This is a genomic window from uncultured Azonexus sp., assembly GCF_937982035.1.
Classification (GTDB): Bacteria; Pseudomonadota; Gammaproteobacteria; order Burkholderiales; family Rhodocyclaceae; genus Azonexus.
This window is the reverse complement of record NZ_CALJNI010000019.1, coordinates 79,578-92,273: the sequence shown is the minus strand read 5'-3', so window position 1 is coordinate 92,273 and position 12,696 is coordinate 79,578. Positions and strand designations below refer to the sequence as shown.

General features: G+C 62.7%; 10 protein-coding genes. 9 read left to right on the top strand and 1 reads right to left on the bottom strand.

From position 1 onward, the window contains the following. The 6 genes from dapB (at position 1) to Q0799_RS13385 (ending at position 8,884) form a co-directional block, all read left to right on the top strand. Complete coding sequence (dapB, locus tag Q0799_RS13410; RefSeq protein ID WP_298399190.1) at positions 1 to 807, top strand: 4-hydroxy-tetrahydrodipicolinate reductase; 807 nt, start codon at positions 1 to 3, stop codon at positions 805 to 807. A 5-nt stretch (positions 808 to 812) separates the two neighbouring features. Further along, positions 813 to 3,371, top strand: coding sequence for a response regulator (locus Q0799_RS13405; protein ID WP_298399187.1), 2,559 nt, complete (start codon positions 813 to 815; stop codon positions 3,369 to 3,371). Positions 3,372 to 3,497: 126 nt separating this feature from the next. Continuing rightward, on the top strand, positions 3,498 to 4,646 hold the full coding sequence (gene carA, locus Q0799_RS13400) for a glutamine-hydrolyzing carbamoyl-phosphate synthase small subunit (RefSeq protein WP_298399257.1): 1,149 nt from the start codon (positions 3,498 to 3,500) through the stop codon (positions 4,644 to 4,646). A gap of 21 nt (positions 4,647 to 4,667) precedes the next feature. Further along, complete coding sequence (carB, locus tag Q0799_RS13395; protein ID WP_298399186.1) at positions 4,668 to 7,874, top strand: carbamoyl-phosphate synthase large subunit; 3,207 nt, start codon at positions 4,668 to 4,670, stop codon at positions 7,872 to 7,874. Between the two features lie 69 nt (positions 7,875 to 7,943). Continuing rightward, positions 7,944 to 8,420 (top strand): transcription elongation factor GreA, encoded by a 477-nt coding sequence (gene greA / locus Q0799_RS13390; protein WP_298399185.1) that lies wholly within the window; start codon positions 7,944 to 7,946, stop codon positions 8,418 to 8,420. A 2-nt stretch (positions 8,421 to 8,422) separates the two neighbouring features. After that, positions 8,423 to 8,884 (top strand): DUF4149 domain-containing protein, encoded by a 462-nt coding sequence (locus Q0799_RS13385; protein WP_298399183.1) that lies wholly within the window; start codon positions 8,423 to 8,425, stop codon positions 8,882 to 8,884. Position 8,885: 1 nt separating this feature from the next. On the opposite strand, the gene Q0799_RS13380 is transcribed toward Q0799_RS13385, so the two are convergent. Further along, positions 8,886 to 9,233: a YhbY family RNA-binding protein gene (locus Q0799_RS13380; protein WP_298399181.1), complete on the bottom strand. Its 348-nt coding sequence runs from the start codon at positions 9,231 to 9,233 to the stop codon at positions 8,886 to 8,888. Between the two features lie 32 nt (positions 9,234 to 9,265). Here Q0799_RS13380 and rlmE point away from each other — a divergent pair, with 32 nt between their 5' ends. The 3 genes from rlmE to folP are packed head-to-tail and all read left to right on the top strand — an operon-like array spanning position 9,266 to position 12,695. Continuing rightward, positions 9,266 to 9,883: a 23S rRNA (uridine(2552)-2'-O)-methyltransferase RlmE gene (rlmE, locus tag Q0799_RS13375; RefSeq protein ID WP_298399179.1), complete on the top strand. Its 618-nt coding sequence runs from the start codon at positions 9,266 to 9,268 to the stop codon at positions 9,881 to 9,883. Between the two features lie 55 nt (positions 9,884 to 9,938). Then, positions 9,939 to 11,819, top strand: coding sequence for an ATP-dependent zinc metalloprotease FtsH (gene ftsH, locus Q0799_RS13370; RefSeq protein WP_298399177.1), 1,881 nt, complete (start codon positions 9,939 to 9,941; stop codon positions 11,817 to 11,819). A 48-nt stretch (positions 11,820 to 11,867) separates the two neighbouring features. After that, on the top strand, positions 11,868 to 12,695 hold the full coding sequence (gene folP / locus Q0799_RS13365; RefSeq protein ID WP_298399174.1) for a dihydropteroate synthase: 828 nt from the start codon (positions 11,868 to 11,870) through the stop codon (positions 12,693 to 12,695). The last annotated feature ends 1 nt before the right edge of the window (position 12,696 follow it).

The following is a 12,696-nucleotide window of genomic DNA, read 5'->3' as shown; positions in this document are numbered from 1 at the left end:
ATGAGCAAAGCACGTATCGGCATCGTCGGTGCCGGCGGCCGCATGGGCCGCATGTTGATCGAAGCCGTTCTCAAGGACGATTCCGTGGTCCTCGGTGCCGCTTTCGATGTTCCGGGCAGCCCGGTGATCGGCGCCAGCGCCGGGGCACTGGTCGGCATGGACAGCGAAGTCGTGGTGATCAGCGATCTGGTCGCCGGCATGAAGCAGATCGATTGCCTGATCGATTTCACGCGTCCGGAAGGCACGCTGGAGCATCTGGAAATCTGCCGTCGGGCGGGCGTCGGCATGGTTATCGGCACGACCGGTTTCGACGCTGCCGGCAAGGCAGCCATTGCCGCCGCCGCCAAGGATGTGCCGGTGGTCTTTGCACCGAACATGGCAATTGGCGTCAATCTGGTTTTCAAGTTGCTGGACACGGCAGCGCGCATCCTCAACGAAGGGTACGACATCGAGATCGTCGAGGCTCATCACCGGATGAAGGTCGATGCCCCGTCGGGTACCGCCCTGCGCATGGGTGAGGTCGTCGCCGCCGCGCTGGGACGCGATCTTGCCGATTGCGCGGTGTATGGCCGCGAAGGCGTCACCGGCGAGCGCGATCCCTCGACCATCGGTTTTGCCACGGTGCGCGGCGGCGATATCGTTGGCGATCATACGGTCATGTTCTGCGGTCTCGGCGAGCGCGTCGAAGTCACGCACAAGGCCGGCAGCCGCATGCCCTACGCCCTGGGCAGCTTGCGCGCGGCGCGTTACCTATCCGGTCGCAAGAACGGGCTGTACGACATGCAGGATGTGCTCGGCTTCCGCTGACAACGATGAAATCCCGACTGCTGCAGCGCCAGATCGAGGAGTTGTTCGGCGGCGACGGTGAAGCCACCCTGCGGCAGCTGCTCGAATCGGCCCGGCAGCAGGGCGGTCAGGTGTTGGCGCAGGCGGTCGAGAAGTTGATCGAGCGGGTCGATGCCTCCTATGTCGCCTATGCCGGCCTGAATAACTGGACCACCGCCCTGTCGGGCGACGCCTTGGTCGACTGGAACCTGCGCAGCGGCAACATCGATGCAGGGCGGCAATGGAAGGAGATGCTGGGCTATGCCCAGGAAGATCTCGACAACTCCATCGTTCAGTGGCAGCGCCTGCTTCATCCCGAGGATCTGCGCAACCTGCAGTCCAGAATCACCCGTCATGTGACCAGCCGGGATCGCTGGTTTGAGCTTGAGTGCCGGTTCAGGGCGAAGGACGGTGCCTGGCGCTGGTTCATGATTCGCGGCGCGGTCGCCGCCCGCGACGGTGATGGCGAGCCGGTGCGCATGCTGGTTCTGCAGCGCGACATCAGCCAGATCAAGGCGGCCGAGTCGGCGCTGATCGCCGCCAAGGAATCGGCCGAGTCGGCGAACAAGGCCCGCGGTGCTTTCCTGGCCAACATGAGTCACGAAATCCGGACGCCGATGAACGGCATCATCGGCATGACCGAACTGGCGCTCGATACCGAACTGGATGCCGAGCAGCGCCACTATCTGAAAACGGTCAAGTCGTCGGCGGAGTCCTTGCTGACCATCGTCAACGACATTCTCGACTTCTCCAAGATCGAAGCCGGGCGCATGGAAGTCGAGGCGGTCTCCTTCCTGGTGCATGATGTCGTCCTCGAGGCGGTTCGCGTGCTGGCCATCAACGCCCATCGCAAAGGACTGGAACTGGTCGTCGACATCCGCCCGGATGTGCCGGGGCGGATGGTCGGCGACCCGACCCGCCTGCGTCAGGTGATCATCAATTTGGTCGGTAATGCGATCAAGTTCACCGAGGCCGGGGAGGTGGAGGTGACGGTGGCGGTCGGCAAGGCATCGATCAAGGAAACCGAAATCCTGATATCGGTTCGCGATACCGGCATCGGTGTGCCGGCCGACAAGCAGCAGGCGATTTTCGATGCTTTCTCGCAGGCCGATGTGTCCACGACCCGGCGTTATGGCGGGACCGGTCTCGGTCTGGCAATCTGCGCCAAGCTGGTGCAGCTGATGGGCGGGCGCATCTGGCTGGAGAGCCAGGAGGGGCAGGGGTCGATTTTTCATTTCACGGTTGGCTTGCGAGTCGATCCTGCGGCACCGGCGACCGGTGCGGCACCGGTCGCGGCCTATCGCGGACGGCGGGCCCTGATCGTCGAGGACAATACGGTGGCCGGTCGATGCCTGCAAGGCGTGCTCGAGGGGCTGGGCATGCAGGTGTCGCTGGTCGACGACCCAGTGCAGGCGACGGCGGTCATGAACAAGAGCCGAGCCATGGATTTTCCCTTCGACTATCTATTCGTCGATGCCGCCATGGCGGCACCGGCCGGTATGGCCATGGTCGAGAACTGGCGGCTTGGCGGGCAGCGTGAGCGGATGATGGTCATGCTGACGACCGAGAATCAGCGCCAGGATCTGGCGCGCCTGCGCGATCTCGGCGTGGCGGTGCATCTGGTCAAGCCGGTAGGTGCGGGCGACGTCGAGGTGGCGCTGGGCCTGGCCGAAGTCTCCGGGGCGGCCCAGCCCGGTAGTGTCGAACTCGAGCCTTTCGACGTCGATGCGCCGGCGGGGCGGGCGGCGGCGCGCAACCAGCGCGTCCTGCTGGTCGAGGATAATCCGGTTAACCAGGAACTGGCCCTGCGCCTGCTCGAACGCGAGGGCTACCGTGTCAAGGTGGCGAACAACGGGGCGGAAGCTGTCGACATGTTCGATCAGGGAAGCTTCGACATCATCCTGATGGACATGCAGATGCCGGTCATGGGCGGGATCGAGGCGACCGAGGCCATCCGTTCGCACGAGATGCGCCGGAGCTGGGTGATCTCGCACGAACTGAAGCCGATCTACATCATCGCGATGACGGCGAATGTCATGGAGAGTGATCGCGAACGCTGTCTGGCGGCGGGGATGAACGATTATGTCGCCAAGCCGCTGCGGCCCGAGGTGCTCTACGCCGCGCTGGAGCGGGCCGGCGGTGACGACTCGCTGCGCGTGTCGGTGATCGGTCCGGTGGGTGCGCGCCCGCATGTTTCGGGGATCAACCTTCAGGCGGCCCTGGATAATCTCGGCGATGCCGATCTGCTGGCGACCATGGCTGAAATGCTGCTGGCCGAGTGGCGGGGGCATCTGGAGCAGCTGAAGCAGGCCATTGTGGCGCAGGATGCGGTCAATGCCCGCATGCATGCCCACACGCTGAAAAGCCTGGTGGCGATGTTCCATGCCGAGGATGCGCGGGGGCTGGCGGCCCGGATAGAAAACGACATGATGGCGGAAGTCATCGACTGGGCCGGCGGCCTGCAGTTGTTCGCCTCGCTGGCGGCGGAAATGGAACGTATCCGTCCGCATCTGGAGGCTTTCGTCGAGACGCGTGTAATGCCTTGAATTTGCCTGAAAAGGCTCTTTTCGGCTAGAATGGGAAGGTTAAAAAAGCACAAGCGGGGAGGCGCGAGCCTCCCCGCTTGGCACATGAACGAGCAGAAAAATTACAGGAGAGCTGACGTGTCGCTGCTGCCCTCATTCACACCCGCCATCCTCGCCCTCGCCGACGGGACGGTTTTCAAGGGCCAATCCATCGGCGCCGACGGCGTAACCAGCGGTGAAGTGGTTTTCAACACCGCGATGACCGGCTATCAGGAAATCCTGACCGATCCGTCGTATTCGCGCCAGATCGTCACGCTGACCTATCCGCATATCGGCAATACCGGCTGCAATGCCGAGGACTTCGAGTCGCGCGCCAACTACGCTGCCGGACTGGTGGTCAAGGACCTGCCGCGCCTGGCCTCGAACTGGCGTTGCCAGGAAGATCTCGGCGCTTACCTGAAGAAGCACGGCATCGTCGCCATCGCCGGCATCGATACGCGCAAGCTGACCCGCGTCCTGCGGGAAAAGGGCGCCCAGGCCGGCTGCATTCTCGCCGGCGAAGCCGACGAAGCCAAGGCGCTGGCCGCCGCTCGCGCCTTCCCCGGGCTGGCCGGCATGGATCTGGCCAAGGTCGTCTCGGCGACCGAGCGTTACACCTGGAGCGAGGCCGAATGGACGCTCGACGGCTACAAGCAGCGTGCCGAGGAGCGTTTCCACGTCGTCGCCTACGACTTCGGTGTCAAGAGCAATATCCTGCGCATGCTCGCCGAGCGCGGTTGCAAGCTGACCGTCGTGCCGGCCCAAACGCCGGCGGCCGACGTGCTGGCAATGAAACCGGACGGTGTCTTCCTGTCCAATGGTCCGGGCGACCCGGAACCCTGCGACTACGCGATCGCCGCGATCCGCGAGATACTCGCCGCCGGCGTGCCGACCTTCGGCATCTGCCTTGGCCACCAGTTGCTGGCGCTGGCTTCCGGCGCCAAGACGTTGAAGATGAAGTTCGGCCACCACGGTGCCAACCATCCGGTCAAAGACATGGATACCGGCCAGGTGCTGATCACCAGCCAGAACCACGGTTTCGCGGTCGATCCGGCGTCGATGCCGGTCAACCTGCGAGTCACCCATGTCTCGCTGTTCGACGGTTCCAACCAGGGGATCGCCCGCACCGACGTGCCGGCCTTCTCCTTCCAGGGGCACCCGGAAGCCAGCCCCGGCCCGCACGACGTGGCCTACCTGTTCGATCGCTTCCTCGACACCATGACGCGCGGCGTGGCTGCGCTCAACAACGCGCAATAAGCGGCACAGAGAGAGATAACGATGCCGAAACGTACAGACATCAAGAGTGTTTTGATCATTGGTGCCGGCCCGATCATCATCGGCCAGGCCTGTGAATTCGACTATTCAGGCGCCCAGGCCTGCAAGGCCCTGCGCGAAGAGGGTTACAAGGTCATCCTGGTGAACTCCAACCCGGCGACGATCATGACCGACCCGGAAATGGCCGACGTCACCTACATCGAGCCGATCACCTGGCAAGTCGTCGCCAAGATCATCGAGAAGGAGCGTCCGGACGCGCTGCTGCCGACCATGGGCGGCCAGACCGCGCTGAACTGCGCGCTCGACCTCGACCGCGAAGGCGTGCTGGCCAAGTTCAACGTCGAACTGATCGGTGCGTCCAAGGAAGCCATCGACAAGGCCGAGGACCGCCAGAAGTTCAAGGACGCGATGACCAAGATCGGTCTCGGTTCCGCCAAGTCGGCCACCGCCCACAGCATGGAAGAGGCCTACCAGGTGCAGGCGATGATCGGTTTCCCGACCATCATCCGCCCGTCCTTCACGCTCGGCGGCACCGGCGGCGGCATCGCCTACAACATGGAAGAGTTCGAGACCATCTGCAAGCGCGGTCTCGAAGCCTCGCCGACCAACGAGCTGCTGATCGAAGAGTCGCTGCTTGGCTGGAAGGAATACGAGATGGAAGTGGTCCGTGACAAGGCGGACAACTGCATCATCGTCTGCTCGATCGAGAACCTCGACCCGATGGGCGTGCATACCGGTGACTCGATCACCGTCGCGCCGGCGCAGACGCTGACCGACAAGGAATACCAGTTGCTGCGCAACGCGTCGATCGCCGTGCTGCGCGAGATCGGCGTCGATACCGGCGGTTCCAACGTGCAGTTCTCGATCAATCCGAAGGATGGTCGCTGCATCGTCATCGAAATGAATCCGCGCGTCTCGCGTTCCTCCGCGCTGGCCTCCAAGGCGACCGGCTTCCCGATCGCCAAGATCGCCGCCAAGCTGGCCGTCGGCTACACGCTCGACGAGTTGGCCAACGACATCACCGGCGGCAAGACGCCGGCGTCGTTCGAGCCGTCGATCGACTACGTCGTCACCAAGGTGCCGCGTTTCGCCTTCGAGAAATTCCCGCAGGCTGACAACACCCTGACCACGCAGATGAAGTCGGTCGGCGAAGTCATGGCCATGGGCCGCACCTTCCAGGAGTCGCTGCAGAAGGCCTTGCGCGGCCTGGAAGTCGGTGTCGATGGCTTCAACCTGAAGACGGTCGATCCGGAAACCATCGACGAGCAACTGGCCCGGCCGACGCCGGATCGCCTGTGGTACGTCGCCGACGCCTTCGGCATCGGCATGTCGGTCGAACGCGTTTTCGAACTGACCAAGATCGATCCGTGGTTCCTCACCCAGATCAAGGAGATCGTCGATCTCGAACTGGAAGTGGAGAAGCGTGACCTGGCCTCGTTGTCCGCTGAAGAGATCCGTTTCCTCAAGCAGAAGGGTTTCGCCGACCGTCGTCTGGCCTACCTGCTGAAGACCAGCGAATCCGAGTTTCGCGCCCGTCGTCATGCCCTCGGCGTGCGTCCGGTGTACAAGCGCGTCGATACCTGCGCCGCCGAATTCGCGACCGGTACCGCCTACATGTACTCGACCTATGACGAGGAATGCGAAGCGAACCCGACCGACAAGAAGAAGATCATGGTCCTCGGCGGCGGTCCGAACCGCATCGGCCAGGGCATCGAATTCGATTACTGCTGCGTGCATGCCGCGATGGCGATGCGTGAAGACGGCTACGAAACGATCATGGTCAACTGCAACCCGGAAACGGTTTCCACCGACTACGACACCTCCGACCGCCTCTACTTCGAGCCGCTGACGCTCGAAGACGTGCTCGAAATCTGTGCCATCGAGAAGCCGGTCGGCGTCATCGTCCAGTACGGTGGCCAGACGCCGCTCAAGCTGGCGCTGGCGCTGGAAGCCAACGGCGTGCCGATCATCGGCACGACGCCGGAATCGATCGACATCGCCGAAGATCGCGAGCGCTTCCAGAAGCTGCTGCACGATCTCGGCCTCAAGCAGCCGCCGAACCGCACCGCGCGCACCGAAGAGGACGCGTTGCGCCTAGCGGCCGAGATCGGCTATCCGCTGGTCGTCCGTCCGTCCTACGTGCTCGGCGGTCGGGCCATGGAAATCGTCCATGAGCAGAAGGACCTCGAGCGCTACATGCGTGAGGCGGTCAAGGTCTCCAACGATTCGCCGGTGCTGCTCGACCGCTTCCTCAACGACGCCGTCGAATGCGACGTCGATGCGCTGTCCGACGGCGAGGAAGTGATCATCGGCGGCGTCATGGAACACATCGAACAGGCCGGCGTGCACTCCGGCGACTCGGCCTGCTCGCTGCCGCCGTACTCGCTGTCGGCGGCCGTTCAGGACGAACTGCGCCGGCAGACCAAGCTGATGGCCAAGGCGCTCAACGTCTGCGGCCTGATGAACGTGCAGTTCGCGATCAAGGACAACGACGTCTACGTGCTCGAAGTCAATCCGCGCGCCTCGCGCACCGTGCCCTACGTGTCCAAGGCCACCGGTCTGCAGTTGGCCAAGATCGCCGCCCGCTGCATGTCGGGTCAGAGCCTGAAGGCCCAGGGCATCACCAAGGAAGTCGTGCCGCCGTATTTCTCGGTCAAGGAAGCCGTTTTCCCCTTCGTCAAGTTCCCGGGCGTTGATACCATCCTCGGTCCGGAAATGAAGTCGACCGGCGAAGTCATGGGCGTCGGTACCAGCTTTGCCGAAGCCTTCGTCAAGTCGCAACTGGCCGCCGGCGTCAAGCTGCCGGCGTCGGGCAAGGTCTTCCTGTCGGTCAAGGACAGCGACAAGCCGAAGGCGGTCGAAATCGCCCGCCACCTTCACGAAGCCGGTTTCCAGCTGGTCGCCACGCGCGGTACGGCACACGCCATCGAGGCTGCCGGCCTGCCGGTGCAGCCGGTCAACAAGGTGACCGAGGGGCGTCCGCACATCGTCGACATGATCAAGAACAACGAGATTGCGCTGATCATCAATACCGTCGAGGAAAAGCGCGGCGCGATCAACGATTCGCGTTCGATCCGGACCTCCGGCCTGCAGGCGCGGGTGACGATGTATACGACGATCTGGGGTGCCGAAGCGGCAGCCGAAGGCATCCGCAACCTTGGCGAACTCGTGGTGTATCCGATCCAGGCGCTGCACGCGCAGCTTCACTGAGACCAACCAGAACCACCGCCGGGCCGTCCCTTCCGGGCGCCGGCGGTTTTGCTTTTGCAGGGAAAAGAGATGAGCAAAGTTCCGTTGACCGTAACTGGCGCCGAAAAACTCCGCGAGGAGCTGCATCGGCTGAAGACCGTCGATCGCCCCTGGGTGATCGCTGCGATCGCCGAGGCGCGTGCCCACGGTGATCTCTCCGAAAACGCCGAGTACGATGCGGCCAAGGAGCGCCAGGGCTTCATCGAGGGGCGCATCCAGGAGGTCGAAGGCAAGCTGTCGAACGCCCAGATCATCGATCCCAAGCTGCTCGACGCCGACGGACGTTGCGTATTCGGCGCCACTGTCGAGATCGAGGATCAGGACAGCGGCGAGGTCGTCATTTACCAGATCGTCGGCGAGGACGAGGCTGACATCAAGAATGGCAAGCTGTCGGTGGCTTCGCCGATGGCCCGGGCGCTGATCGGCAAGTATGCCGGCGATATCGCCCAGGTCCAGGCGCCAGGAGGTATCCGGGAATTCGAGATTCTCGACGTCCGCTACGAATAATCATGCGCCGCCTGTCCGAAGCCCTCTACCTGTTTGCGATCACCTTGTGGATCGGTGGTTTGTGGGTCATCGGCTATCTGGTGGCGCCGGTCCTGTTCGCCAATCTCGGCGACCGTCAGTTGGCCGGCATGGTGGCCGGCAAACTGTTTGCCTTGATCGGCTGGATCGGTCTGGGGGCGGCTGCCTATCTGGTGGTGTTTCTGCTCGCGCGGCACGGCGTGCGTGCTTTGCGCGGTGCCGGACTGTGGCTGGTTCTGCTGATGGCGGCGCTGGCGGCCGCCCAGTTGTTCGGAATTCAGCCGCTGATGGAGCAACTCAAGCTGGCGGCCGCGGCACAGGAAGCGATGGCGAGCGTCGTTCGTGATCGCTTCGCTGCCTGGCACGGGATTTCGAGCATCGTTTACCTGATCCAGAGCCTGCTCGGTTTGTGTCTGCTGTTGTGGAGCGGGCGAGGGCTGCGCTGAATCAACCCTGGAAGCTGCGCTTGGTACGGCGCGGTGCCGCCGGACGCGGTTTTGCCGTATTCTTCGCTGCGGATTTGTCCGGATTCTCGCGATAGACGACCAGCAGCTTGCCGATGTGCTGGACCGGCGCCGCAGCAAGTTCCTGGCAGATACGTTCGTAGTAGGCCAGGCGATCCTCACGGCTGTCGCCATAGACGCGGATCTTGATCAGTTCGTGCGCCTTCAGGCAGACGTCGATTTCCTTGAGGACGGCGTCGGTCAGGCCGTTTTCGGAAATCGAGACGACCGGATTGAGGCCATGGGCCTGGGCGCGCAGTTCGCGGACCTGGGCAGAGTTCAGTTGTTGCATGTGAAAACCTTTCAAAAACGGCATTTTACCGAATGAAACGAACCAGAACCAGCAAGGCGTGGATGCGCGAGCATGTGAACGACCCCTACGTCCAGCTCGCCAAGAAGGAGGGCTGGCGTTCGCGCGCTGCTTTCAAGCTGATGGAGATCGACGACAAGGACAAGTTGCTCAAGCATGGCGAGGTGGTCGTCGACCTGGGGGCCACGCCGGGCGGCTGGTCGCAGGTGGCGGTGCAGCGGGTTGGCGGCGGCGGGCTGGTGTTTGCGCTCGACCTGCTGGAAATGGACCCGATCCACGGCGTGCACTTCATTCAGGGCGATTTTCGTGAGGATGAAGTGCTGCGTCAGCTCGAAGAAAAACTCGGAGACCGCCGGGTCGGGCTTGTAATGTCCGACATGGCCCCCAACATGTCCGGTGTACCGCTGGTCGATCAGGCCAGGGTGATGCACCTGGCGGAACTGGGGCTTGAGTTCTCGCGGGCGCATTTGAAACCCGATGGCGCTTTTCTGGTCAAAGTTTTCCAGGGCAGCGATTACGAAGCTTTCGTCAAGGCAATGCGCGAGACTTTCCGTACCGTTGCCGTGCGCAAGCCGGATGCTTCACGAGACCGCAGTCCGGAGATTTACCTGCTCGGCCGCACATTGCGGTGATGGTTTTGTTTAGAATGGTGTTTTTATCGCTCGACGAAGCAGAAGGAGAGCACGCTTGAACAACATGTTCAAAAATCTCGCAATCTGGATGGTGATCGGCCTCGTGCTGATGACCGTGTTCAATCAGTTCAACACCCGCCAGGTGGCGACTGGTGCCGTCGAGTATTCCCAGTTTCTCGAGGAAGTGAAGCAGGGGCGTATCGCCAAGGTGGTCATGGAAGGCCGCACGTTGAAGGCGACGACGACCGAAGGCCGACGTATCACCAGTTATGCGCCGCCGGATTTGTGGCTGGTCTCCGACCTGTTGAAGTACGACGTCAAGATCGAGGCCAAACCGGAAGAAGAACCCTCCTTCCTGATGAACATCTTCGTCAGCTGGTTCCCGATGCTGCTGCTGATCGGCGTCTGGGTCTTCTTCATGCGCCAGATGCAGGGCGGCGGCAAGGGCGGTGCGTTTTCCTTCGGCAAGTCGAAGGCGCGGATGATGGACGAGTCCACCAACGCCATCACCTTCGCCGATGTCGCCGGTTGCGACGAAGCCAAGGAAGAAGTCCAGGAAATCGTCGATTTCCTGCGTGACCCGTCCAAGTTCCAGAAGCTTGGTGGTCGCATTCCCAAGGGCGTGCTCATGGTCGGCAACCCGGGTACCGGCAAGACCCTGCTGGCCAAGGCCATCGCCGGCGAAGCCAAGGTGCCTTTCTTCAGCATCTCGGGTTCCGATTTCGTCGAAATGTTCGTCGGCGTCGGCGCGGCCCGCGTTCGCGACATGTTCGAAAACGCCAAGAAGCACGCGCCGTGCATCCTGTTCATCGATGAAATCGATGCCGTCGGTCGCCATCGCGGCGCCGGTCTGGGCGGCGGTAACGACGAACGCGAACAGACGCTGAACCAGTTGCTGGTCGAGATGGATGGTTTCGAAGGCCATTCGGGCATCATCGTCATTGCGGCGACCAACCGTCCGGACATCCTTGATCCGGCGCTGCTGCGTCCGGGCCGTTTCGACCGTCAGGTCGTCGTGCCGCTGCCGGATATCCGCGGCCGTGAGGAAATCCTCAAGGTGCACATGCGCAAGGTGCCGATTGCCGGCGATATCAAGGCCGACGTGATCGCCCGTGGTACGCCGGGGTTCTCCGGTGCCGACCTGGCCAATCTGGTCAATGAGGCGGCGCTGTTCGCTGCCCGGCGCAACAAGCGTCTGGTGGACATGGACGACTTCGAAATGGCCAAGGACAAGATCATGATGGGCGCCGAGCGGCGCAGCATGGTCATGACCGAGGAAGAAAAGATGAACACGGCCTACCACGAGTCGGGTCATGCCGTGGTTGCCAAGCTGGTGCCGAAGTCGGACCCGGTGCACAAGGTCACGATCATTCCGCGCGGTCGCGCCCTCGGCTTGACCATGCAGTTGCCCGAACAGGACCGCTACGCTTACGACAAGCAGTATCTGATGTCGCGCATTGCCGTGTTGTTCGGTGGGCGTATTGCCGAAGAACTGTTCATGAACCAGATGACCACCGGCGCTTCCAACGACTTCGAGCGGGCAACGGCGATGGCGCGTGACATGGTGACGCGCTATGGCATGTCCGATCTCGGCGTGATGGTCTATGGCGAGAACGAGGGCGAGGTTTTCCTTGGTCGCTCGGTCACCCAGCACAAGAACGTTTCGGAAGCGACGATGCAGAAGGTCGATGCCGAGATTCGTCGCATCATCGACCAGCAATACGCGCTGGCCCGTCAGTTGCTCGAAGACAATCGCGACAAGGTTGAAGCGATGACCAAGGCGCTGCTCGAATGGGAAACCATCGATGCCGACCAGATCGACGACATCATGGCCGGCAAGCCGCCGCGGGAACCCAAGCCGAAGCAGGACATCAAGCCTTCCAGTCCGCCGGACGAAAAGCCTGATGCCGAGCCGAGCGCTCCGGCAACGGCCTGATCGAAAGCTATCGAACAAGCCGGGAGCGTGCTCCCGGCTTTTTTCATCATGAATACCATTCACTGCGGCAAATACCGGCTGGGGCGTGAACGCCCGCTGATCATGGGCATCGTCAACCTGACGCCGGATTCATTTTCCGGCGACGGTCTGACTGGCGATTTAGACCGGGCGATTGCCCATGCGCGAGCGCAACTCGATGCCGGCGCCGACATTCTCGATATCGGTGCCGAATCGTCGCGCCCCGGTGCCGTACCGACCCCGGTTGACGAGGAATTGCGCCGTCTGTTGCCGGTTCTGCGCGAGATTACTGGCTGGGGAGTGCCGGTTTCGGTCGATACCTACAAGCCCGAAGTCATGCGCGCTGCGCTGGAAGCCGGCGCGAGCATGATCAATGACATTGCCGGAATGGCCAGTGACGCGGCGCTGTCGGCCGTGGCCGGCAGTGATTGCGCGGTGTGCGTGATGCACATGCAGGGGGTTCCCGGAACGATGCAGCAGGCGCCGGTGTACACCGATGTCGTCGCCGAGGTCGATGACTGGCTGGCGGCAACAGTGGCGCGTTGCCTGGCTGCAGGTATCGCGCGCGAGCGGCTGATCGTCGATCCCGGCTTCGGCTTCGGCAAGACGCTCGAGCATAATGTTTCGCTGTTCCGGGCCATGCGCCGCGATGATGCGGCGTTGCCGGTGCTGGTCGGCGTGTCGCGCAAGTCGATGCTCGGTCAGATCACCGGGCGGCCGGTCGGTGAGCGCCTGGCTGCCAGTGTGACGGCGGCCGTACTGGCGGCGCAGCGCGGCGCGGCGATCCTGCGGGTTCATGATGTCGCGGAAACAAGAGATGCGCTGGCGGTCTGGTCGGCGTTGAAACAGGGAGAGTGAG

What these genes read in the sequence shown, in the direction of transcription:
- dapB (WP_298399190.1), top strand. Translation starts at nt 1, where the DNA reads ATGAGCAAAGCACGTATCGGCATCGTCGGTGCCGGCGGCCGCATGGGC.
- Q0799_RS13405 (WP_298399187.1), top strand. Translation starts at nt 813, where the DNA reads ATGAAATCCCGACTGCTGCAGCGCCAGATCGAGGAGTTGTTCGGCGGC.
- carB (WP_298399186.1), top strand. Translation starts at nt 4,668, where the DNA reads ATGCCGAAACGTACAGACATCAAGAGTGTTTTGATCATTGGTGCCGGC.
- greA (WP_298399185.1), top strand. Translation starts at nt 7,944, where the DNA reads ATGAGCAAAGTTCCGTTGACCGTAACTGGCGCCGAAAAACTCCGCGAG.
- Q0799_RS13385 (WP_298399183.1), top strand. Translation starts at nt 8,423, where the DNA reads ATGCGCCGCCTGTCCGAAGCCCTCTACCTGTTTGCGATCACCTTGTGG.
- Q0799_RS13380 (WP_298399181.1), bottom strand. Translation starts at nt 9,233, where the DNA reads ATGCAACAACTGAACTCTGCCCAGGTCCGCGAACTGCGCGCCCAGGCC.
- rlmE (WP_298399179.1), top strand. Translation starts at nt 9,266, where the DNA reads ATGAAACGAACCAGAACCAGCAAGGCGTGGATGCGCGAGCATGTGAAC.
- folP (WP_298399174.1), top strand. Translation starts at nt 11,868, where the DNA reads ATGAATACCATTCACTGCGGCAAATACCGGCTGGGGCGTGAACGCCCG.